Consider the following 21544-nt stretch of genomic DNA (forward strand, 5'->3'; position numbering starts at 1 on the left):
GCCGGAGGGAAAACAACAATGAACAAGCCCCTGCGTTTTGCCTTGAACCGAATGGTTGCCCCGCGCCTGTCGCTGCCGGATTTTATCGACTTGGCGCTGGCGCTGAAAACCGATGCCATCGAGATTCGCAACGATCTCAAGGGCGTCGAGATTGAAGACGGCATGCCGCCGGCGCGCGTGCGTGAGTTGTGCGAGGAGCGCGGCATCAAGGTGCTGTCGATCAACGCCCTGTACCCCTTCGATGTGTGGAACGAAGAGCGCCGTGCCCAGGCCGTGCGGCTGGCCGACTACGCTCGCGAATGCGGCGCCGAAGGGCTGGTGATGTGCCCGCTCAACGACCGCGCCGATCCACGCAGCGAGGCCGAGCGTGCGGCGGGGCTGCGCACGGCGCTCAGCGAACTGGCGCCGATCCTGCGCGCCTTCGGCATCTACGGTTTCATCGAACCCCTGGGGTTCGAGGAGTGCTCGCTGCGCCATAAGCGCACGGCGGTGGATGCGATCGAAGCCGTCGGCGGGCTGGATGTGTTTCGCCTGGTGCATGACACCTTTCATCATCATTTGGCGGGCGAGCAGGCATTCTTTCCCGAGCTGACCGGGTTGGTGCATATCTCCGGCGTCGAGGATGCCCAGGCCCCCTTGGCGACCATTCGCGACGGACACCGGGTGCTGGTGGGCGAGGCTGACATCCTGGGCAATGCCAGGCAGATCGAGGCGTTGCTGGCCGGCGGGTATGAAGGTTACTTGTCCTTCGAACCGTTTGCCGAGAGCGTCCATGAACTGGCGGACATTCGCCAGGCGCTGGGGGCAAGCATGAGCCATCTGCAAAGCTCCCAGGCCTGACCCCGTTATCGACCTGATGAAGATCCCCTTGTGGGAGCGGGCTTGCTCGCGAAGGCGGCAGTACATCCAATATTGATGTTGACCGACATGCCGCTTTCGCGAGCAAGCCCGCTCCCACAGGGGATTTGAGACAGCCACCGAATTTGCATTCCAGACAAGGTGCAAGCATGACCACAACCCGACTGACCATGGCCCAGGCCTTGGTGAAATTCCTCGATAACCAATACATCGAGGTCGATGGCGTCCAAAGCAAATTCGTCGCCGGCGTCTTTACCATTTTCGGCCATGGCAACGTGCTGGGCGTGGGCCAGGCGCTGGAGCAGGACAGCGGCGACCTGGTGGTCCACCAGGGCCGCAACGAACAGGGCATGGCTCACGCGGCCATCGGTTTTGCCAAGCAGCACCTGCGCCGCAAGATCTACGCCTGCAGCTCGTCGGTTGGCCCTGGCGCGGCGAACATGCTGACCGCCGCTGCCACCGCGACGGCCAATCGTATCCCGCTGCTGCTGTTACCCGGCGACGTCTACGCCAGTCGCCAGCCGGACCCGGTGTTGCAGCAGATCGAACAGTTCCACGACCTGAGCATCAGCACCAACGATGCGTTCAAGGCCGTGAGCAAATACTGGGATCGCATCAACCGCCCCGAGCAATTGATGACCGCTGCAATCCATGCGATGCGCGTGCTGACCGACCCGGCCGAAACCGGTGCGGTGACTTTGGCGCTGCCCCAGGACGTGCAGGCCGAAGCCTACGATTACCCGGATTACTTCCTGCAAAAACGTGTCCACCGCATCGACCGCCGTCCGGCCACCGGGGCGATGCTCGGCGATGCCTTGGCGCTGCTCAAGGGTAAGCGCAAGCCGTTGATCATTTGTGGCGGCGGCGTGCGCTATTCCGGGGCCAATGCCGCGTTGCAGGCCTTCGCCGAACGTTTCGAGATTCCCTTCGCCGAGACGCAGGCTGGCAAGAGCGCCGTGGTGTCGAGCCATCCACTGAACGTCGGCGGTGTTGGCGAAACCGGGTGCCTGGCGGCGAACCTGCTGGCCAAGGAAGCGGACCTGATCATCGGCATCGGCACGCGCTATAGCGATTTCACCACCGCGTCGAAATGGCTGTTCCAACATCCCGATGTGCAATTCCTCAATCTCAACGTCAGCCCATGCGATGCCTTGAAGCTCGATGGCGTGCAACTGCTGGCCGATGCTCGTTCGGGCCTGGAGGCGTTGTCGGCCGCGATGGGCGACTATCGCGCCGAATGGGGCGGGCAGATCGCCGATGCCAAGACGCAACTGGACGCCGAAGTGGACCGGGTCTATCAGGCGGACTTCCAGGTCGAGGATTTTGTCCCGGAGATCAATGACCACATGGACCCGGCAGTGTTTCGTGAATTCATCGAACTCACCGGTTCCTGCCTGACCCAGAGCCGCGTACTGGGCACGCTCAACCAAACCTTGGCCGATGACGCCATCATCGTCGCCGCCGCCGGTAGCCTGCCCGGCGACTTGCAGCGCAGCTGGCGCAGCAAGGGCGTGGGCACCTATCACGTCGAGTACGGCTATTCGTGCATGGGCTATGAAGTGAACGCAGCCCTGGGCGTGAAACTCGCTGAGCCCGACAAGGAGGTGTACGCCCTGGTGGGCGATGGCTCCTACATGATGCTGCATTCGGAGCTCGCGACCTCGATCCAGGAGCGCCGCAAGATCAATGTGGTGCTGCTGGACAACATGACGTTCGGTTGCATCAACAACCTGCAAATGGAACACGGCATGGACAGCTTCGGCACCGAGTTCCGCTTCCGCAACCCGGACACCGGCAAGCTCGACGGCGCCTTCGTGCCGGTGGACTTCGCCATGAGCGCCGCGGCCTACGGCTGCAAGACCTACAAGGTCAAGACCCTCGACGAACTGCACGCGGCCCTGGCCGATGCGCGGCGCCAGAGCGTCTCGACGCTGATCGACATCAAGGTGCTGCCCAAGACCATGATCCACAAATATCTGTCGTGGTGGCGGGTCGGCGTGGCGCAAGTCTCCACCAGCGCCCGCACCGATGCTGTCGCCAAGACCCTCAACGAACGACTGGCCAAGGCCCGTCAATATTGATTGCCCCAACACTACGAAAGGAGTTCCAAATGTCTTTGAAGCTGGGCGTCATCGGCACCGGGGCCATCGGCCAGGACCACATCCGTCGTTGCAGCCAGACCTTGCTCAACAGCCAAGTGGTGGCTGTGACCGACATCAATCTTGCCCAGGCGGCGAAGGTGGTGGCGGACTTGAAACTGACCGCCGAGGTCTACCCCGACGGCCACGCCTTGATCAAGGCGCCCGACGTGGAGGCGATCCTTGTCACCTCTTGGGGGCCGAGCCATGAGGAGTTCGTGCTGGCGGCGATAGCGGCTGGCAAACCGGTATTCTGCGAAAAGCCCCTGGCGGTGACAGCCGAAGGCTGCCGCAGGATCGTTCAGGCCGAAGTCGCCCAGGGCAAGCGCCTGGTGCAGGTCGGTTTCATGCGTCCTTATGATGAGGGCTACCGAGCGCTCAAATCAGTGATCGACAGCGGCCAGATCGGCGAACCGCTGATGCTGCATTGCGCCCACCGCAACCCCAGCGTGGGCGAAAACTACAAGACCGACATGGCGATCACCGACACCCTCATTCATGAGCTGGACGTGTTGCGCTGGCTGCTCGCCGATGATTACGTCTCGGTGCAAGTGGTCTTTCCGCGCAAGACCAGCAAGGCCTTGGCGCACCTGCGAGACCCACAAATCGTCCTTCTGGAAACCACCCGAGGCACCCGCATCGACGTAGAAGTGTTCGTCAACTGCCAGTACGGCTACGACATCCAGTGCGAAGTGGTGGGGGAGACCGGTATCGCCAAGCTTCCGGAACCGTCCCAGGTGCAACTGCGCAGTGGCGCCAAGCTGTCCAATGCGATCCTGATGGACTGGAAGGACCGCTTCATCGCGGCCTATGACGTGGAGTTGCAAGCTTTCATCGACGGCGTGCGCGCCGGGCAAGTGGGCGGACCGTCGGCCTGGGACGGCTTCGCCGCAGCGGTGGCGGCGGATGCCTGTATCGAGGCGCAGCAGAGTGGGCAGATCGTCAAGGTCCAATTGCCTGAACGCCCGCGTTTCTACGGCTAACATGGTCCTTCTGTGGGAGCGGGCTTGCTCGCGAAAGCGGACTTACATTCAACATTGATGTTGCCTGAAACACCGCTTTCGCGAGCAAGCCCGCTCCCACATGAGTTGTGTTTGTTCAGACCTAAAGGAGCTTTCATGCGAATCGGATTAGTCGGCTACGGCAAAGGCGGGCGATTTTTCCATGCGCCGCTGATCAGCAGCCTGCCGGGGGCCACGTTTGTCGGCGTGGTGACCCGGTCCGCCGAGCGGCGTCAGCACTTGGCCAACGATCATCCGCAGGTCCAGGCTTTCGACACGCTGCAGCAACTGGTGGCGGCTGGGGTCGATGTGGTGGTGGTGTCCACGCCTCTGGACGGGCGTCCGGCGGTGGTGATGGAGGCCATCGAACTCGGCGTAGCGGTGGTCAGCGACAAACCGTTTGCCCGTGACGCCGCACAGGCCGAAGCCATGGTGGTGGCGGCCGAACGGCGCAACGTGCCGCTGAGCGTGTACCAGAACCGTCGCTGGGACTCGGATTTCCTGACCTTGCGCAAGCTGCTCGAATCCGCTGCCCTGGGGCAGGTCGTTCGTTTCGAGTCCAGTGTCGAGCGTTATTCGCCGACGTCGTTGGGTAAAGGCAGCGGCGGGGGATTCCTGCGTGACCTGGGCAGCCATTTGGTGGACCAGGCGCTGCAACTGTTCGGCCCGGTAGCCCGGGTGTACGCCGAGCTGGACTATCGGCAGCCAGGCCAGGTGTTCGACAACGGCTTCTTCATGTCCTTGACCCATGTCTCAGGGGTGATTTCGCACTTGAGCGGCAATTGCGTGCAGAACGCGCCGCGTCCGCGTTTTCGGGTCAACGGCACCCAGGGCTGCTACACCGTAGAAGGCCTGGACGGCCAAGAGGCCCAGGCGCTGGCCGGGTTGAGTCCGGCAACCGAAGGCGAGCGCTGGGGCGTCGAGGAACATCGGCGCTGGGGCTGGTTCGAACACGGCAACGAGCGCGAGCGGGTGGCCTCGGAGCGGGGTTGCTGGATCGAGTTCTACCAGCGCCTGCAAACCGCGTTGCAGGGCGCTGGCCCTCTGCCGGTGGAGGCCCGCGATGCACTGGCGACCACGCAGGTGCTGGACGCTGCCCGGCAGAGTGCCGAGCAGGGTGAAGTGGTGGCTTTGACCACGCCCGTGGGTCATGGAATAAAAAACGAATAAAATTCTAAAACAGGTTGATATGGAAAATATTTTCCAATAAAGTCGATTCCAGGTTACCGACAATCCTGTTTGTTTTCCGCCAAGCCAGCCTTGAACGGATGACAGACGAAACAAAAACAAGAAACACAGCTAGGTACCGTCGATGAAAACCTTCAGCCGCTCTGCGTTTCACCTGTCACATCTGCTGCGCCTGTCCGCAGTCCTTCCCCTGCTCGAATCCCTGTGTATCCAGCGCAAGGGCGCCGTGGTGTGTTGCATGCCCGGTGCGCCCATCGTGCGCTTGCCCCGTTCCTGATCCGTCACGCCTTATCCATAAAACCAACAAAAAAGTGGAGAAAGACCGTTCATGAAGACCAAGACCCGCATCGCCTCGCTGGCCCTGTCATTGATGCTCACCAGCGGCGCTGCCCTGGCGGACCTGAAGATTGGCGTCAGCATGTCCCAGTTCGATGACACCTGGCTGACCTACCTGCGCGAATCCATGGACAAGAAGGCCAAGTCCCTGCCGGACGGCGTTACCTTGCAGTTCGAAGACGCCCGCAGCGACGTGGTCAAGCAACTGAGCCAGGTGGAGAGTTTCATCAGCCAGAAGGTCGACGCACTCATCGTCAACCCGGTCGACACCGCCGCGACCCAGCGCATCACCAAGGCTGCGGTGGCCGCCGGCATCCCACTGGTGTACGTGAACCGCCGGCCGGACGATCCGAAGTTGCCGGAAGGCGTGGTCACCGTGGCCTCCGATGACCTCGAGGCCGGACACCTGCAAATGCAATACCTGGCCGACAAGATGGGCGGCAAGGGCGACATCGTGATCCTGCTGGGCGACCTCGCCAATAATTCCACCACCAACCGCACCAAGGGCGTCAAGGACATCCTCGCCAAATACCCGAACATCAAGATCGAGCAGGAACAGACCGGCACCTGGTCGCGGGACAAGGGCATGACCCTGGTCAATGACTGGCTGACCCAGGGGCGTGAGTTCCAGGCGGTGGTGGCCAACAACGACGAGATGGCTATCGGCGCCGCCATGGCTCTCAAGCAAGCGGGCACCAAGAAGGGTAGCGTCTTGATTGCTGGGGTCGATGGCACGCCGGACGGCTTGAACGCCATCAAGAAAGGCGAGATGGCGGTCTCGGTGTTCCAGGACGCCAAGGGCCAGGCCGATGGCTCGATCGACACGGCGGTGAAAATGGTCAAGAAGCAGCCGGTCGAGCAGGCTGTCTGGGTGCCGTACCGCCTGATCACGCCGGAAAACGTCGATCAGTTCAAGTGACGCCCGACGCACCGGCTCTACCACAACAATAAACAGGCAAGGTCGCTTGCGACCTTGCTCAGGGAGTACCTGATCATGTTCGCTTCAGCCACTGCTTCGAGCGCCCCGGCGATGACGTTCCAGCCGGATGTAATACCTGACGACCCGTACCTGCTGGAAGTCGTCAATGTCAGCAAAGGCTTTCCCGGCGTGGTGGCCCTGTCCGATGTGCAACTGCGGGTACGTCCAGGCTCGGTCCTGGCGCTGATGGGCGAAAACGGCGCGGGCAAATCCACTCTGATGAAAATCATCGCTGGTATCTACCAACCCGATGCCGGTGAACTGCGCCTGCGCGGCAAGCCGGTGACCTTCGACACGCCCCTGGCGGCCTTGCAGTCCGGCATTGCAATGATCCACCAGGAACTGAACCTGATGCCCCACATGAGCATCGCCGAAAACATCTGGATCGGTCGCGAGCAGCTCAACGGGCTGCACATGGTCGACCACGGCGAAATGCATCGCTGCACCGCCAGACTGCTGGAGCGCCTGCGCATCAAACTCGACCCTGAAGAGCAGGTGGGCAACCTGAGCATCGCCGAGCGGCAGATGGTCGAGATCGCCAAGGCAGTGTCCTACGACTCCGACATCCTGATCATGGACGAACCGACTTCGGCCATTACCGAGACTGAAGTCGCCCATTTGTTTTCAATCATTGCCGACCTGAAATCCCAAGGCAAAGGCATTATCTACATCACCCATAAAATGAACGAAGTGTTCGCCATCGCCGATGAAGTGGCGGTGTTTCGCGACGGCGCCTACATCGGCCTGCAACGGGCCGACAGCATGGACGGCGACAGCCTGATCTCGATGATGGTCGGGCGTGAATTGAGCCAGTTGTTCCCGGTGCGGGAAAAGCCCATCGGTGAATTGGTGTTGTCGGTACGCGACCTGAGCCTGGACGGCATCTTCAAAGGCGTGTCCTTCGACCTGCATGCCGGGGAAATCCTCGGCATTGCCGGGCTGATGGGCTCGGGGCGGACCAACGTGGCCGAGGCGATTTTCGGTGTGACCCCGGCGACCGGCGGTGAAATCCGGCTGGACGGCCAACCGGTGCGCATCGGCGATCCGCACATGGCCATCGAGAAAGGTTTCGCCCTGTTGACCGAGGACCGCAAGCTCAGTGGCCTGTTTCCCTGCCTGTCCGTACTGGAAAACATGGAAATGGCGGTGTTGCCCCATTACGTCGGCAACGGCTTCATCCAGCAAAAAGCCCTGCGCGCCCTGTGCGAGGACATGTGCAAGAAGCTGCGGGTCAAGACCCCGTCGCTGGAACAGTGCATCGACACGCTGTCCGGCGGTAACCAGCAGAAAGCGCTGCTGGCGCGTTGGCTGATGACCAACCCACGCATCCTGATCCTCGACGAGCCGACCCGCGGCATTGACGTCGGTGCCAAGGCCGAGATCTACCGACTCATTTCCTACCTCGCCAGCGAAGGCATGGCGGTCATCATGATTTCCTCGGAACTGCCGGAAGTACTGGGCATGAGCGACCGGGTCATGGTGATGCACGAAGGTGACCTGATGGGCACCCTCGACCGCAGTGAAGCGACCCAGGAGCGGGTCATGCAACTGGCCTCGGGCCTGTCCTGATGCCAGTCCGTTCAATTTAATAACGTCGAGCAACATGTGGTGAGGGGATTTATCCCCGCTGGGCCGCGAAGCGGCCCTGTCCCAGGGGCGCCACACCTCCCGGCAGGGAACAACCCCCCTCGCCAAAGAACAAAAAAGGTGAATGGCTATGAACGCGATACTGGAAAACAAACCCGCCGCCGCACCGGCCAGGACGCGCCGACGGCTGCCGACGGAGCTGAGTATCTTCCTGGTGTTGATCGGCATCGGCCTGGTGTTCGAAATGTTCGGCTGGATCATGCGCGACCAGAGTTTCCTGATGAACTCCCAGCGCCTGGTGCTGATGATCCTGCAAGTGTCGATCATCGGCCTGCTGGCCATCGGCGTGACCCAGGTGATCATTACTACCGGTATCGACTTGTCGTCTGGCTCGGTGCTGGCGCTCTCGGCAATGATTGCCGCCAGCCTGGCCCAGACCTCGGACTTCGCCAGGGCGGTATTCCCGTCCCTGACGGATTTGCCCGTGTGGATACCCGTGGTGGCGGGGCTCGGTGTGGGGCTACTGGCCGGGGCAATCAACGGCAGCATCATCGCCTTGACTGGCATCCCGCCTTTTATCGCCACCCTCGGCATGATGGTCTCGGCCCGCGGCCTGGCGCGCTACTACACCGAAGGCCAGCCGGTGAGCATGTTGTCCGATTCCTACACTGCCATCGGCCACGGCGCCATGCCAGTGATCATTTTCCTGGTGGTGGCGGTGATTTTCCACATCGCCCTGCGCTACACCAAGTACGGCAAATACACCTACGCCATCGGCGGCAACATGCAGGCGGCGCGGACCTCGGGCATTAACGTCAAGCGCCACCTGGTGATCGTGTACAGCATTGCCGGGTTGCTGGCGGGGTTGGCCGGCGTAGTCGCCTCGGCACGGGCGGCAACCGGGCAAGCGGGCATGGGCATGTCCTATGAGCTGGACGCGATTGCAGCGGCAGTGATTGGCGGAACCAGCCTGGCGGGCGGGGTGGGACGTATCACCGGGACGGTGATCGGGGCGCTGATCCTTGGGGTCATGGCCAGCGGATTTACCTTTGTCGGTGTCGACGCCTACATCCAGGACATCATCAAAGGGCTGATCATTGTGGTGGCGGTGGTCATTGATCAATACCGCAATAAACGCAAACTCAAGCGCTGATCGGTTTTTTCTGCGACAAAGCGCCACGCCTGACCCGCGTGGCGTTGCCATTTGTCTTCTTAATACAGCTATTGCACCGAATTTCTTGTTATAAACGCACTCCGACGATCACCAAAAGCCTGTCAGAGAACATTTGAAGGGGTTGTCGGACATTTTCCCTATGTTTTCAGTTGCTGAGGCCTCGACTCGGCCTTAGACTGCCGCCCCTCGTAAATTGAGTGCCGGGTGGCGCTTGGAAGAGACGGCGCCTTCCCGATGAGCGCGGCAGCTGCGCTGCGGGACGCTCCATAATTCGCCTTAATGCACGTTTTTTATAGAGATATCAATGACAAAGGAAAAGTTGCTGGCCATGCCGGCGGATGACTACATGAATGCCGAGCAGCTGGCTTTCTTCACCAAGCTGTTGCAGAACATGAAAGTCGAAACCCACGAGCGCATCGAACAGAACCGAATCGCCATTGAGAGCCTGGACACCCCGGCTGACCCGGCTGACGCTGCTTCCGTAGAAGAAGAGCGTACCTGGCTGGTCAACGCCATCGATCGCGACCAGCGCATGCTGCCCCAACTGGAGCAGGCCCTGGACCGTATCAACGATGACAGCTTTGGCTGGTGCGACGACAGCGGCGAGGCCATTGGCCTCAAGCGCCTGCTGATCAGCCCGACCACCAAGTACTGCATCGAAGCCCAGGAACGTCACGAGCAGATCGACAAGCACCAGCGTCAGGCTTGATTCGCGCTCTCTAAAAGATCGCGGCCTTCTTGAAGGAGGCCGCGATCTTTTGCTTTCCCGTGTCTGTCTCTCTACTCCCGTTGACCTGCTGCAAGAACGCGACTAATGGACCATGGATAATGGCTCGGTAGTGGCGTTTAATGCGGTCATAACAACGAAAAGTGTGGTGACGAACATGGCGACAGACGGATCTCTAACGGGTGCGGTGCCGGCCTCGGTACCTGAGACACACAGCAAGGCACGCTGGCTGACGCCGACCTTGCAGAGTCTTGCCCTGTCCTTGCTGTTGTGCGGCATGGCCCTGGGCGGCTGGTCGCTGTACCTGGGACTGCCCTTGGTGATGCTCATCGTCTGGTTGCCGCGCCTGCGTTCGCGCCTGGCCGCCGCGCCTGAACCGGCGACCGACACATTGGCCGACCTGACTCGCGATTTGTCCTACACCACCAGCCATAACGCGCTCTCGGCGGCCGGTGTCGCCTATTCGGTCAAGCAATTGGCCGGCAGGGTCCAGTCACAACTCGATGCGGCGGCGCAGATCGTCAGCAGTGCCGAGTCGATGATCGAAACCGAGCAGGCCACTTCCCAACTCAGCCAGCAGGCCCTGAGCGCCGCCAGCGAGGCCCATCGCAGCAGCGTGGCCGGGCGCAGCGAGCTGGTGGAGTCCATCAGCCGCATGCACCAGCTCAGCCAGCGCGCCAACGACAGCCGTGAGCTGATCGAAGCCTTGAGCGTGCGCAGCGATGAGATCCAACGGGTCAGCCTGGTGATTCAGTCGATTGCCAGCCAGACCAACTTGCTGGCGCTGAACGCGGCCATCGAAGCGGCACGAGCCGGTGAGCATGGTCGTGGGTTCGCCGTGGTGGCCGATGAGGTCCGTGGCCTGGCCGGGCGCACAGCGGCGGCGACCGGCGAGGTCGGGGTGATGGTGGCGGACATCCAGCAGCGCACCGCCCAGGTGGTGGAACAGATCCGTCAACTGGCGGCTGATCTGGACAGCGGCGTGCGACAGGTGGAGCACACCGGCCAGCATCTGGAAAACATCGCCCGACTCGCAGAAGGGGTCGAGACGCAGGTCAGCGCCATCGCCCAGGGCACAGACACCAATCGCGAACAACTCGACAGCCTGTTCCATGCCATCGAGCAGATGCGCGGCGACTTGTCAGTCAGCGACCAGCAGACCCAACGCTTGGCCGAGGCGGCTGTGCAGATGGAGGGGCAGGCCGAAACCATCAGCGAACGCCTGGCCGAGGTGGGCCTGGACGATTATCACCAGCGGGTCTACGACCTGGCGCTGGAAGGGGCGAGCCGGATCGCTGCGCAATTCGAAGCCGACATCGACCAGGGGCGCGTCAGCCTTGAAGACCTGTTCGACCGTAACTACCAGCCGATCCCCAATACCCAGCCTGCCAAGTACCAGACCCGTTTCGACCGCTACACCGATCAGGTGCTGCCGCCGATCCAGGAACCGTTGCTGGCCCGACACGAGGGCCTGGTGTTCGCGATTGCCTGCACTCAGCAGGGTTACGTGCCTACACATAACAAGGTCTTCAGCCAGCCACTGACGGGCGACCCGCAGGTGGACACACTGAATAACCGCACCAAGCGCAAATTCTCCGATCGCACCGGGATTCGCTGCGGTAGCCACCAGCAACCCGTGCTGTTGCAGACCTACACCCGTGACACGGGGGAGCTGATGCACGATCTTTCCGTGCCGATCATGCTCAAGGGCCGGCATTGGGGTGGTTTGCGGTTGGGCTATAAGCCTGAGAAGCCGCGCTAGGCTTCGATACAAAACCACTGGCTTGCACGGGACTATGGTGGCGAGGGAGCTGTCTTGCACTTGGTCAAGGGTGGTTGCCGCTATTTACCGTCGTGCAGGCGCACATTGAGTTGATCCACCAGCACCGCCTCTTCGCCATCAGCGAGCAGCCAATCCCGCAGCAGTTCTTGCTGCTGGTCCGACCAGAAATCGGCTTCCACCAGTTTGATGTCCGGCGGCAGTGGGTGCGCCATGATGAAGTCGTCGATAGCGTTGCCGTCCGACGGCAGGCCGAGTTGATCGAATAGGGTGCTGAGGTCGTGCGAAGGCTGTTCCATGGGGGGCTCCTTTGGGTGGGCGCCGTCATGGCGCCCGGTTGCTTCCCTTTATCTGAGGCAAGCGGTCGCCAGGAGTTCGATCGGATCAGGCTTTCAGGGCCCCTTCATCCACCGCGACCTTCAGTGCCTTGGCCGCTTCCCTGGCGGCTTCGGCAGCGATTTCCGGAGTCTTGAACCAGCGATCCTTTTCCACTTGGTGCCAACTGACGGCGGTCAGGGGCGGCTTGGCACGCATTACGATGACGGCCTGGAACTCGCCTTCGACCTCTCTGGCTTCGCCCCGGATAAAAAACTCGCCGATATCAAATTCCGTCACGTCGCGCCTTCTCCTCAAATCATGTCATGGGTGCGCGAACTGCCGATAGGGGGCAGTCTTTGCTGGCGGGCAGTATGGCAGCAGTTGCCTATCGGCGGCTGAGTTTAGTCACGCAGCGACGTATTTACCGATCAGCCGTTGCGTTCCAAATGCCTGGCCAGGTTGCAGGCCTCGTTATGGTCGGTGCGGAAACCTCTTACACGCCCGGTGGAAGTTTCTTCAATATGAAAAAAACACTTGCCCGCCAGGACGACCCGGTAACGCGGTTGAATCAACGAGACTGGGAGGCAATCGACCCTGTCCAGGGGGGCGTGAGCTTCAGCAATGCAAGGGATGATGGGTTGGGGCAGGGCGGTGAAACTGGCCATGTGAATTCCTTTTCTATGGTTTACCGACGAATTGACGGGTACTTCGAGTAGTCTCCACGCCTCAGGCTGCTCTAGAATCGCCGGTGTCGTGTGGACGGTTGTGCCTATCTAAAGCAATTTTTTTTCGGCTCGATGTCAGAAAAATGCTTTTATAAGTGAGAAATTTCCCTAAAGTTAGTAGTCCCACTTTTCCGATGCTCAGCGTGGCGTTTTCCTTCAGCCTCTGACGCCCCGTCGGGAAAGACGGCGAGAGCGACAACCATTAGTCTGCTCTGCGCCCGGGACAGGGCGCACCGTTCACTTCGAATTTCTAGTTACAGGTCCATTGCGACATGACAGTCGGCACGGGTTCTCGTGGTCCGTCCTTTCCTGAGGGTGGGCCGTTTTCAAAGATGGGGATGTTTCCTTGGCAGTAAGTAATCTCGACATGCATGCGCTGTTTGTACTGGGTGACCTGCGGGCAAAACTGGTCAAACTCTTCCAGTCACGTTTCGTCTACATCACCGAACAGACCGCTGAAGGTATCTATGTTGCCGAAATCGACACCGAGTCGGCCCTGGTAGTCGATGACAAGCCCAGGCTTGAGCTCAAGGTCGGTGATCATTTCCGGGCCGCGGTATTGCCCAGTCGTGAAGGCGGCAAGTTTGAAATCCGCTTCCGCGAAATCAAACTGACGGTCTATGGCCTGGGTGACTACGCCTTCGTCACGACCACTGGCGGCCAGGCCATCCTGTTCAAGGAAGGCCACAGCGTGGTGACCGTATTTGCGGCCAACGAACAGCTGCAGGAAGGCCTGACCAAGACGCTCAAGGCGGTCACAGCCAAGGCGGCCAAATGGCGCAAGGGTGAACTTATATCCTTCAAGGCCAGCGAGTGACACGCTCGGTATCGGTGAAAAACGCCTGAGGACCGGGTTTGCACGGCCCCTGCGGTCAAACCGGTTACAGTTTCACTGGGTCTCGCTGGAACCTCGGCTACAGTCAATTGACTGAACTATTCAGGGACTTGCGTTTGGTTACGCAGGGCCGTTCAGCTATGGCTAGGTCTGGCACGAGGAATAAAGCATGAAACGAGTTCGACAGTGGCTGGCTGCCTGGGCCACCTTCGCCGTGTTGGTTTCGCCACTTGGGGCGTCGGCTGCTTCAGCACCGATCCATTTCGCTGACTTGAATTGGGAAAGTGGCAGCCTGATCACCGATATCCTGCGGATCATCGTCGAAAAAGGCTACGGGTTGCAGACCGACACTTTGCCGGGCACCACCATTACATTGGAAACCGCCCTGGCCAATAACGACATACAAGTGATCGGCGAGGAGTGGGCCGGCCGCAGCCCGGTGTGGGTCAAGGCCGAGGCCGAGGGCAAGGTGATCGCCCTGGGCGATACGGTCAAGGGCGCGACCGAGGGATGGTGGGTGCCGGAATACGTGATCAAGGGCGACCCGGCCAAGGGCATCAAGCCCTTGGCGCCGGACCTGCGCAGCGTCGAGGACCTGGCGCGCTACAAGCACGTCTTCAAGGACCCGGAGAGCCCCGACAAGGGCCGCTTCCTCAACAGCCCCATTGGCTGGACCTCCGAAGTGGTCAATAAACAGAAGCTCAAGGCGTACGGCCTGTCCGACAGCTACGTGAACTTTCGCAGTGGTTCGGGGGCAGCGCTGGATGCGGAGATCAACTCATCGATCCGTCGGGGCAAGCCGATCCTGTTTTATTACTGGTCGCCGACGCCACTGCTCGGGCGCTTCAAACTGGTGCAGCTGCAGGAGCCGCCGTTCGACGCCGAGGCCTGGAAAACCCTGACCGATGCCGATAACCCCAATCCCAAGCCAACCCGGTCGCTGGCCTCGAAACTGTCGATTGGCGTGTCAGCGCCGTTCCAGAAACAACACCCGGACGTTGCCGAGTTCTTCAGCAAGGTCGACCTGCCCATCGAGCCATTGAACAAGGCCTTGGCGGACATGAGCGAGAAGCGCACGCCACCCCGGGAGGCTGCTGAGGCGTTCCTCAAGGCCCATCCGCAAGTCTGGCAAGCATGGCTGCCCAAGGAAGTGGCAGACAAGGTTTCCGCCGGCCTGTAGGTCCTGTGGGCTGAACTCTTGATCCTGAGCAATGCGTCATCGGCTGGCAACTGGCACCCTGTGTCCGTCCAGCAAAATGCCAAATTCAAGCTAGGATGATTGTTCAACCTTTTTCAGGAGGCTGGCGAATGACGCTTCTATTGGCTCGGTCGCTGGTCGCAGTATTTGCGGCCATCAGCTTTATGCATGTGTATTGGGCCCTGGGTGGGCGCTGGGCGGCCTTGGCGGTGGTGCCCCAGGTGCCGGTCAAGCAAGGCGGGTCGCTGCGTCCGGCGTTCAACCCCTCGGGCTGGCTGACCCTGGTGGTCGCGCTGTCGCTGTTGATGATTGCGGTTCTGGTGTGCCTGCGGGTCGGCCTGCTGGCACCGCCCGTCACCCATCGTGCATTGCAATGGCTGATCAGCGCAGTTGCCCTGCTGATGTTCGCCCGGGCCATTGGCGAGTCGAACCTGGTAGGCTTTTTCAAGGAGGTCAAGGGATCGAGGTTTGCCAAGCTCGATACTTGGGTCTATTCGCCATTGTGTGTCGTGCTTGGGGCGGGCTTGCTGACAGTGGCCTGGGCCTGAACGACAGCGGGACACAACCCGTTTTGTGTGGCAAGGATGTCCTCGCTGTCAGCCATCCTTGCCGTTTCGGCGGCTACTGACCTCCGCCGGCACATCATCCCCCGCCATGCGCTTGCGAAACAACGCGGCGCGGGCCAGCAGGAGGGTGGTCACCGGTACGGTAACCGACAGCAGGATCGGTATCAGCCAGGCATGCAGCACCGGCCCGGACTTGAGCGCCGAAAAATAGATGATCGAGGCCAGCGCCACGCACCAGGCTCCCAGCGTGGAAGCCAGGGCTGGCGGGTGCATGCGCTGGAAATAATCCTTCAAGCGCACCAGACCAATGGCCCCGGCCAAGGCAAAGAGGCTACTGAGCACCAGCAGGATCGCCACCGGGATTTCAACCCACATCGACAATTGGCCGGTCATTCGATCACCTCGCCACGCAACAGGAACTTGGCCAGGGCAAACGAGCCGACAAAGCCGAACAGGGCGATCAACAACGCTGCCTCGAAATAAGTGTCGCTGGCATAACGGACACCCAGCACCAGCATCATCAACATTGCCACGATGTACAGGTAATCCAGGGCCAGGACCCGATCCTGCGCCGAAGGCCCCTTGAACAGCCGCAACAGCGTCAACACCATCGCCACGGAAAACAGGAACAGGCTCAACACAATCGCATTGGACAGCAGCGGGCTCATTCGAAAATCTCCATCAGCGGGCGTTCGTAGGTGGTCTTGAAATGCGCGATGAATGACGCCTCTTCCTCCAGGTCGAATACATGCAGCAGCAAGACGCTGCGGTCCAGGGCCAGTTCCGACCAGACCGTCCCGGGGATCACGGTAGTAATCATCGACAGCGCGGCCAGGCCGTTAGCGTCGTGCAGGTCCAGCGGCACCTTGATGAACCGCGAGCGAGGCGGCCGACGTCCGGCGTTCAATACACTCCAGGCCACCAGCAGGTTGGAGGCCAACACGTCGCGGCCCACCAGCAGGAACAAGCGCAGCATCACCCACGGGCGGCGAATGCGGATCGGGCGCGGGCGCAGCGGACGCATCATCAGCGGTGCCACGAAGCCCAACGCAGCCCCCAACAACATATGGCCGGCGCTGACAGACGCATTCAATACCAGCCACAGCAGCCAGAGCGCCAGGGACAACCAGGGGGCAGGAAACAGGCGCTTCATGGCTGCACCTCCCGCAGGGCGGCGCTGGCTTCGGGGCTGGGCACGGCGCGGGTGGCGAGCACCGACATCACGTAGTGTTCCGGGGTGTTCAGCGCCTCGGCGGCGGACTGGGTATAGCGCAGCAATGGCTCGGCCTTGAACGTCAGTGCGATGCCCAGCCCCAGCAGCACGATGATCGGCAGGCATTCGAAAGGCCGCAGCAATGGTGATGGGCGCTCCTGTGGCGTCCAGAAACGTTGGATGCCCAGGCGGGAGAAGGCAATCAACGAGGCCAGCCCCGACAGGATCAGCAACGCCAACAGGCCCCACGCCTGGTTCGACACCGGTGCCCCGGCGCTGGCCCCGAGCCCTTGGGGATTGAGCAGGGCACTCAGCAGGCCCAGCTTGCCGATGAATCCCGACAGCGGCGGCATGCCGATGATCAGCAGGGCGCAGAAGATAAAACTCAAGCCAAGGAACGCCATGGTCCAGGGAATCACTTGCCCGACGACGGCTTTCTGTTCGTCGTCGAGGTTGATGCCCTTGGGCGGTTCCAGGGATTCCAATGGTTTTGGCAAGGTGTCCAGGTCATCGTCCATGGACATGTCGTTGGCCGAGCGTGAGCGTTCGATCAGTTCGGCCAGCAAGAACAGCGCACAAAGCGCCAGCGTCGAGCTCACCAGGTAGAACAGGGCCGCGCCCACCAGGTTAGGTTGGGCAAAGCCAATGGCCGACAACAGGATCCCCGCTGATACGAGGATGCTCAGGCTGGCCATGCGCTCCAGGCGCTGGGCTGCCAGGATGGCGATGGCGGCGCAGACGATGGTCGCCATGCCGCCGTAGACCAGCCAATCGGCGCCGAAATAGGCGGAAGCGCCGGCCTGGCCGGAAAACAGCAATGTCCACAGGCGCAGGATCGTGTAGACGCCGACCTTGGTCATGATTGCGAACAGCGCTGCCACCGGCGCGCTGGCGGCGCTGTAGGCCGGCACCAGCCAGAAGTTCAGCGGCCACATGCCCGCCTTGGCCAGGAACGCCACCGCAAGGATGGCGGCCCCGGCGTGGAGCAAGCCGCGATCGGCTTCCGGCACCAGCGGGATTTTCAGGGCCAGGTCGGCCATGTTCAACGTGCCGGTGACACCGTAGATCAGCGCCGCGCCGATCAGGAACAGCGACGAGGCCAGCAGGTTGATGGAAATGTAATGCAGGCCCGACGACACCCGCGCCCGCCCCGAACCGTGCAACAGCAAACCATAGGAGGCTGCCAACAACACTTCGAAGAACACGAACAGGTTGAACAGGTCCGCCGTCAGGAAGGCCCCGTAGAGGCCCATCAGTTGGATCTGGAACAGCGCATGGAAACTGGCTCCGGCGCGGTCCCAGCGAGCGGTGGCGAAGAGCAGGGCGCTGACGCCGATGATGCCGGTCAGCACCAGCATCAGGGCTGATAGGCGATCGACCACCAACACGATGCCGAACGGCGCCTGCCAGTTGCCTGGCAGATACACGCCGATGGACGCGGGCAGGGCCTGCTCCTGGGTCCAGCGCAGCAACAGCACGGCGATGCCCAGGCCAAGCAGGCTGGAGAACAGATTGATCCGAGCCTTGAGCGGCCGGTGTTTCTCGCCCAGCATCAGCATCACTGCAGCGGTCAGCAGCGGCAGCAGGATGGGCGCGGCGATCAGGTGAGGCGTCAACATCATTCCCGGGGCTCCCGGCCGTCCACGTGGTCGGTGCCGGTCAGGCCCCTGGACGCCAGCAGCACCACCAGGAACAACGCGGTCATGGCGAAGCTGATCACGATGGCAGTCAGCACCAGGGCCTGGGGCAGCGGGTCGGTGTAGTGCAGCAGGTCCTGGGGCACGCCGTCCTTGATGATCGGTTCCTTGCCGATGAACAGGCTGCCCATGCTGAAGATGAACAGGTTCACGCCATAGGACAGCAGGCACAGACCCATGACCACTTGAAAGGTCCGGGGCCGCAACACCAGCCAGACACCGGAGGCGGCCAGGACGCCAATTGCGATTGCGATGACTTCTTCCATCAGGCGGTGGCTCCTTTGACGGGGGCGACGGGTTTGGCTTGCAGGCCCGGTTTATGGGCCCGCACCGACTGGTGAGCCAGGGCGGTGAGGATCAACAGGGTGGAACCGACCACCACGGCGTATACACCGATGTCGAAGAACAGCGCACTGGCCACATGGATATCACCCAGCAGCGGCCATTCGAAATGCCAGGTGTGGGTGGTCAGGAACGGATAACCCACGGCCATCGCCCCCAGGCCCGTGGCGGTGGCGAACAGCAGCCCGGTGCCCATCCAGCGCAGCGGTCGCAGGCTCATTTGCGCCTCGACCCACTGGGTGCCGGCGACCATGTATTGCAGGATGAACGCCACGGACATCACCAACCCCGCGACAAAACCGCCGCCCGGTTGGTTGTGACCGCGCATGAACAGGTAGAACGACACCACCAGGGCGATCGGCAGCAGCAAGCGGACCAGCACCGACGGCACCATCATGAAGCCCAGCGCGGTGTCGCTGGCATGGCGCGGGTTGACCAGGTCGGTGACCACATCCGCCGCCAGCAGGCGCTGTTGCGCCGGTAACTGCATGCTTTCCTTCGGAGGGCGGAAACGCCGGAGCAGGGCGAACACTGCCAGGGCCACCGCCACCAGCACGGTGATCTCGCCCAGCGTGTCGAAGCCACGAAAATCCACTAGCATCACGTTCACCACGTTGCTGCCGCCGCCTTCGGGCAGGGCCCGGCTGAGGTAGAACGAGGAAATATCGTTGGGCGTCTGGCGCGTCAGCATCGCATAGGCCAGCAGCGCCATGCCGCCACCCACCGCGATGGACAACAGAAAGTCCCGCAGGCGCCGGATGCGCGCGCGTCGCTCACTGTTGGGCCGTGGCGATGCATCTTCGATCCGCCGTGGCAGCCAGCGCAGGCCGAGCAGGATCAGTACCGTGGTGACCACTTCCACCACCAGTTGGGTCAAGGCCAGGTCGGGCGCGGAGAACCAGACGAAGGTCACGCAGGTCATCAGGCCGCAGACGCTGACCATGGTCAGGGCCGCGAGCCGGTGGTACTTGGCTTGCCACGCCGCGCCCAGGGCACAGGCGATGGCCAGCAACCAGAGAATGACGAACACGATGGAACCGGGGATCTTCGGCCGGTCGCCCCAGACCAGCGTGGTATTCAGCATCGGGATCAACCCGGCGAGTACCGCCGCCAGCACCAGCCAGAATAACTGGGCTTGCAGGCGCCGGGTGCTGATCAGCCGCTCCAGCCGGCGGCCCTGGCGCATCATCACCACCAGGCTGCGCTCGAACAGGCGTTTGCCGCTGAACCGACCAATGAACGGGGTGCGTTTGATGTGCCCGCGCCTCAATTGATTGCGCAACAGCAGGTACAACACGACGCCGCCGGACATGGCCACCAGGCTCATGATCATCGGCGCGTTCAGGCCATGCCAGATCGCCAGGCTGTACTGCGGCAGCGTGCCGCCCACCACGGGCAACGCGGCCGCAGCCAGCAACGAACCGACCACCTGGGCCGGGAAAATCCCTACCAGCAGGCAAGTGAACACCAATAGCTCCACCGGTGCGCGCATCCAACGTGGCGGCTCGTGGGGCGTATGGGGCAGGTCGGTGGCGGTGGGGCCGAAGAACACGTCCACGGTGAAGCGCAAGGAATAGGCAACGCTGAACGTCCCGGCAATGGTGGCGATGATCGGCAGCGCCAGCTCGACCCAGGCCGTGGCGGAAATGAACACGGTCTCGGCGAAGAACATTTCCTTGGACAGGAAACCGTTGAGCAGCGGTACTCCGGCCATCGCCGCGCTGGCGACCATTGCCAGCGTGGCGGTGAACGGAATCAAGCGGACCAGGCCACTGAGCCTGCGGATATCCCGGGTGCCGCTTTCGTGGTCGATGATCCCGGCGGCCATGAACAGCGAGGCCTTGAAGGTAGCGTGATTGAGAATATGGAACACCGCCGCCACCGCCGCCAGCGGACTGTTCAGGCCCAGCAGCAGGGTGATCAGCCCTAAATGGCTGATGGTGGAGTAGGCCAGCAGCCCCTTGAGGTCGTTCTGGAACATCGCGCAGTAGGCGCCCAGCAGCAACGTACAGGCCCCGGCGCCGCCGACGATGTAGAACCATTCTTCACTGCCCGACAGTGATGGCCACAACCGCGCCAGCAGGAACACCCCGGCCTTGACCATGGTGGCCGAATGCAGATACGCCGATACCGGCGTGGGAGCGGCCATGGCATGGGGGAGCCAGAAGTGGAAAGGGAATTGCGCGCTTTTGCTCAAGGCGCCGATCAAGATCAGCGGGAGCAGGAAGGGATAGAGGGCATGAGCTCGAATCAGGTCGCCGGCGGCCAGGACCTTATCCAGGTCATAGCTGCCCACCACATGGCCGAGCAGCATCACCCCGGCCAACAGGCAAAGCCCGCCGGCCCCGGTCACCATCAAGGCCATGTAGGCACCGCGCCGGGCGTCGGCGCGGTGATGCCAGTAGCCGATCAGCAAGAATGAAAACAGGCTGGTCAGTTCCCAGAAAAACACCATCTGCACCAAGTTGCCGGAAATCACCAGCCCGAGCATCGCGCCCATGAACGCGAGGAAAAAGGCGAAGAAGCGTGGCACCGGATCGTCCGGCGACATGTAGTAGCGGGCATACAGGGACACCAGCGTGCCGATGCCCAGCACCAGCAACGAAAACAGCCAGGCGAACCCGTCCAGGCGCAGCACGAAATCCAGGCCCAGGCTGGGTAGCCAGGAATACGTTTCACGAATCACGCCGCCATCGGCGATTTGCGGGTACAGCAAGGCCACCTGAACGGTGCCGACCAGGGCCACCAGGCCTGCCAGCAAGGATTCGGCGTTACGGGCGTTATGCGGCAGCAGTGCCGCGACACAGCTGCCGATGAAGGGCAAAAGCAATAGAACTATCAGTGACATAGGCTTCTATTCGGCGGGGGATGACAAGGATCAT

22 protein-coding genes are annotated in these 21544 nt (G+C 61.7%); 13 read left to right on the plus strand and 9 right to left on the minus strand.

Features of this window, described 5'->3' with window-relative positions; genetic code table 11:
• The first annotated feature begins 18 nt into the window (after positions 1–18).
• The 10 genes from AD663_RS10400 to AD663_RS10440 all read left to right on the plus strand — a co-directional run bounded on the left by AD663_RS10400 (position 19) and on the right by AD663_RS10440 (position 11750).
• Positions 19–840: a TIM barrel protein gene (locus tag AD663_RS10400; RefSeq protein ID WP_003180509.1), complete on the plus strand. Its 822-nt coding sequence runs from the start codon at positions 19–21 to the stop codon at positions 838–840.
• Positions 841–1007: 167 nt separating this feature from the next.
• Positions 1008–2939: a 3D-(3,5/4)-trihydroxycyclohexane-1,2-dione acylhydrolase (decyclizing) gene (gene iolD / locus AD663_RS10405; RefSeq protein WP_003180510.1), complete on the plus strand. Its 1932-nt coding sequence runs from the start codon at positions 1008–1010 to the stop codon at positions 2937–2939.
• A 29-nt stretch (positions 2940–2968) separates the two neighbouring features.
• Positions 2969–3979: a Gfo/Idh/MocA family protein gene (locus AD663_RS10410; RefSeq protein WP_003180511.1), complete on the plus strand. Its 1011-nt coding sequence runs from the start codon at positions 2969–2971 to the stop codon at positions 3977–3979.
• 135 nt (positions 3980–4114) lie between these two features.
• Complete coding sequence (locus AD663_RS10415; RefSeq protein ID WP_053213668.1) at positions 4115–5167, plus strand: Gfo/Idh/MocA family oxidoreductase; 1053 nt, start codon at positions 4115–4117, stop codon at positions 5165–5167.
• 142 nt (positions 5168–5309) lie between these two features.
• Positions 5310–5462 (plus strand): hypothetical protein, encoded by a 153-nt coding sequence (locus AD663_RS29070; RefSeq protein ID WP_003180513.1) that lies wholly within the window; start codon positions 5310–5312, stop codon positions 5460–5462.
• Between the two features lie 51 nt (positions 5463–5513).
• Positions 5514–6440, plus strand: a complete 927-nt coding sequence (locus AD663_RS10420; RefSeq protein WP_053213669.1) for a sugar ABC transporter substrate-binding protein — start codon at positions 5514–5516, stop codon at positions 6438–6440.
• Positions 6441–6515: 75 nt separating this feature from the next.
• A complete protein-coding gene (locus tag AD663_RS10425) occupies positions 6516–8069 on the plus strand; it encodes a sugar ABC transporter ATP-binding protein (protein ID WP_003180515.1) in 1554 nt (517 codons plus the stop codon).
• Positions 8070–8217: 148 nt separating this feature from the next.
• Positions 8218–9240, plus strand: coding sequence for an ABC transporter permease (locus tag AD663_RS10430; protein ID WP_003180516.1), 1023 nt, complete (start codon positions 8218–8220; stop codon positions 9238–9240).
• 325 nt (positions 9241–9565) lie between these two features.
• Positions 9566–9970: a TraR/DksA C4-type zinc finger protein gene (locus AD663_RS10435; protein WP_003180518.1), complete on the plus strand. Its 405-nt coding sequence runs from the start codon at positions 9566–9568 to the stop codon at positions 9968–9970.
• A gap of 175 nt (positions 9971–10145) precedes the next feature.
• Entirely contained in the window at positions 10146–11750 is a 1605-nt protein-coding gene (locus AD663_RS10440) for a methyl-accepting chemotaxis protein (protein WP_003180520.1), read from the plus strand.
• A gap of 80 nt (positions 11751–11830) precedes the next feature.
• Here the strand turns inward: AD663_RS10440 and AD663_RS10445 are convergent, their stop codons facing one another.
• From AD663_RS10445 to AD663_RS10455, 3 genes are all read right to left on the minus strand, one after another.
• Entirely contained in the window at positions 11831–12067 is a 237-nt protein-coding gene (locus AD663_RS10445) for a DUF2789 family protein (protein ID WP_003180522.1), read from the minus strand.
• 85 nt (positions 12068–12152) lie between these two features.
• On the minus strand, positions 12153–12383 hold the full coding sequence (locus AD663_RS10450) for a hypothetical protein (RefSeq protein ID WP_033045976.1): 231 nt from the start codon (positions 12381–12383) through the stop codon (positions 12153–12155).
• 131 nt (positions 12384–12514) lie between these two features.
• On the minus strand, positions 12515–12751 hold the full coding sequence (locus AD663_RS10455; protein ID WP_003180526.1) for a hypothetical protein: 237 nt from the start codon (positions 12749–12751) through the stop codon (positions 12515–12517).
• Positions 12752–13178: 427 nt separating this feature from the next.
• Between AD663_RS10455 and AD663_RS10460 the strand changes: the two genes are divergently transcribed.
• From AD663_RS10460 to AD663_RS10470, 3 genes are all read left to right on the plus strand, one after another.
• Positions 13179–13628 carry a hypothetical protein gene (locus tag AD663_RS10460; protein ID WP_003180527.1) on the plus strand — a complete coding sequence of 150 codons (450 nt, stop codon included), beginning with the start codon at positions 13179–13181 and terminating at the stop codon, positions 13626–13628.
• A 187-nt stretch (positions 13629–13815) separates the two neighbouring features.
• The gene (locus tag AD663_RS10465) at positions 13816–14826 is read left to right on the plus strand and encodes an ABC transporter substrate-binding protein (protein WP_003180529.1); all 1011 of its coding nucleotides are present in this window, start codon (positions 13816–13818) and stop codon (positions 14824–14826) included.
• Between the two features lie 128 nt (positions 14827–14954).
• Positions 14955–15392, plus strand: a complete 438-nt coding sequence (locus AD663_RS10470) for a DUF3995 domain-containing protein (protein WP_003180531.1) — start codon at positions 14955–14957, stop codon at positions 15390–15392.
• 48 nt (positions 15393–15440) lie between these two features.
• Here AD663_RS10470 and AD663_RS10475 read toward each other — a convergent pair whose 3' ends face one another.
• Genes AD663_RS10475 through AD663_RS10500 form a run of 6 tightly spaced genes read right to left on the minus strand, consistent with a single transcriptional unit; the run spans position 15441 to position 21510 of the window.
• The gene (locus tag AD663_RS10475) at positions 15441–15803 is read right to left on the minus strand and encodes a Na+/H+ antiporter subunit G (protein ID WP_003180533.1); all 363 of its coding nucleotides are present in this window, start codon (positions 15801–15803) and stop codon (positions 15441–15443) included.
• A complete protein-coding gene (locus AD663_RS10480) occupies positions 15800–16078 on the minus strand; it encodes a K+/H+ antiporter subunit F (RefSeq protein WP_003180534.1) in 279 nt (92 codons plus the stop codon). The genes AD663_RS10475 and AD663_RS10480 overlap by 4 nt, the downstream gene beginning before the upstream one ends.
• The gene (locus AD663_RS10485; protein ID WP_053213670.1) at positions 16075–16563 is read right to left on the minus strand and encodes a Na+/H+ antiporter subunit E; all 489 of its coding nucleotides are present in this window, start codon (positions 16561–16563) and stop codon (positions 16075–16077) included. Before AD663_RS10485 ends, AD663_RS10480 begins: the two co-directional genes overlap by 4 nt.
• A complete protein-coding gene (locus tag AD663_RS10490) occupies positions 16560–18245 on the minus strand; it encodes a monovalent cation/H+ antiporter subunit D (RefSeq protein WP_053213671.1) in 1686 nt (561 codons plus the stop codon). The genes AD663_RS10485 and AD663_RS10490 overlap by 4 nt, the downstream gene beginning before the upstream one ends.
• Complete coding sequence (locus AD663_RS10495) at positions 18242–18586, minus strand: Na+/H+ antiporter subunit C (protein WP_003180540.1); 345 nt, start codon at positions 18584–18586, stop codon at positions 18242–18244. The genes AD663_RS10490 and AD663_RS10495 overlap by 4 nt, the downstream gene beginning before the upstream one ends.
• Positions 18586–21510: a monovalent cation/H+ antiporter subunit A gene (locus AD663_RS10500; RefSeq protein ID WP_053213672.1), complete on the minus strand. Its 2925-nt coding sequence runs from the start codon at positions 21508–21510 to the stop codon at positions 18586–18588. The genes AD663_RS10495 and AD663_RS10500 overlap by 1 nt, the downstream gene beginning before the upstream one ends.
• Between the last annotated feature and the right edge of the window lie 34 nt (positions 21511–21544).

Origin of the sequence: Pseudomonas sp. Q12-87 (assembly GCF_001269755.1) — a bacterium.
Taxonomy (GTDB): domain Bacteria; phylum Pseudomonadota; class Gammaproteobacteria; order Pseudomonadales; family Pseudomonadaceae; genus Aquipseudomonas; species Aquipseudomonas fluorescens_S.

Bases quoted from the DNA above. Each gene is read 5' to 3' on its own strand.
- AD663_RS10500 (WP_053213672.1), bottom strand. From the start codon at position 21,510: ATGTCACTGATAGTTCTATTGCTTTTGCCCTTCATCGGCAGCTGTGTC.
- AD663_RS10435 (WP_003180518.1), top strand. From the start codon at position 9,566: ATGACAAAGGAAAAGTTGCTGGCCATGCCGGCGGATGACTACATGAAT.
- AD663_RS10480 (WP_003180534.1), bottom strand. From the start codon at position 16,078: ATGAGCCCGCTGCTGTCCAATGCGATTGTGTTGAGCCTGTTCCTGTTT.
- AD663_RS10470 (WP_003180531.1), top strand. From the start codon at position 14,955: ATGACGCTTCTATTGGCTCGGTCGCTGGTCGCAGTATTTGCGGCCATC.
- AD663_RS10475 (WP_003180533.1), bottom strand. From the start codon at position 15,803: ATGACCGGCCAATTGTCGATGTGGGTTGAAATCCCGGTGGCGATCCTG.
- AD663_RS10440 (WP_003180520.1), top strand. From the start codon at position 10,146: ATGGCGACAGACGGATCTCTAACGGGTGCGGTGCCGGCCTCGGTACCT.
- AD663_RS29070 (WP_003180513.1), top strand. From the start codon at position 5,310: ATGAAAACCTTCAGCCGCTCTGCGTTTCACCTGTCACATCTGCTGCGC.
- iolD (WP_003180510.1), top strand. From the start codon at position 1,008: ATGACCACAACCCGACTGACCATGGCCCAGGCCTTGGTGAAATTCCTC.
- AD663_RS10425 (WP_003180515.1), top strand. From the start codon at position 6,516: ATGTTCGCTTCAGCCACTGCTTCGAGCGCCCCGGCGATGACGTTCCAG.
- AD663_RS10455 (WP_003180526.1), bottom strand. From the start codon at position 12,751: ATGGCCAGTTTCACCGCCCTGCCCCAACCCATCATCCCTTGCATTGCT.
- AD663_RS10430 (WP_003180516.1), top strand. From the start codon at position 8,218: ATGAACGCGATACTGGAAAACAAACCCGCCGCCGCACCGGCCAGGACG.
- AD663_RS10410 (WP_003180511.1), top strand. From the start codon at position 2,969: ATGTCTTTGAAGCTGGGCGTCATCGGCACCGGGGCCATCGGCCAGGAC.
- AD663_RS10495 (WP_003180540.1), bottom strand. From the start codon at position 18,586: ATGGAAGAAGTCATCGCAATCGCAATTGGCGTCCTGGCCGCCTCCGGT.
- AD663_RS10460 (WP_003180527.1), top strand. From the start codon at position 13,179: ATGCATGCGCTGTTTGTACTGGGTGACCTGCGGGCAAAACTGGTCAAA.
- AD663_RS10485 (WP_053213670.1), bottom strand. From the start codon at position 16,563: ATGAAGCGCCTGTTTCCTGCCCCCTGGTTGTCCCTGGCGCTCTGGCTG.
- AD663_RS10400 (WP_003180509.1), top strand. From the start codon at position 19: ATGAACAAGCCCCTGCGTTTTGCCTTGAACCGAATGGTTGCCCCGCGC.
- AD663_RS10420 (WP_053213669.1), top strand. From the start codon at position 5,514: ATGAAGACCAAGACCCGCATCGCCTCGCTGGCCCTGTCATTGATGCTC.
- AD663_RS10490 (WP_053213671.1), bottom strand. From the start codon at position 18,245: ATGATGTTGACGCCTCACCTGATCGCCGCGCCCATCCTGCTGCCGCTG.
- AD663_RS10415 (WP_053213668.1), top strand. From the start codon at position 4,115: ATGCGAATCGGATTAGTCGGCTACGGCAAAGGCGGGCGATTTTTCCAT.
- AD663_RS10445 (WP_003180522.1), bottom strand. From the start codon at position 12,067: ATGGAACAGCCTTCGCACGACCTCAGCACCCTATTCGATCAACTCGGC.
- AD663_RS10465 (WP_003180529.1), top strand. From the start codon at position 13,816: ATGAAACGAGTTCGACAGTGGCTGGCTGCCTGGGCCACCTTCGCCGTG.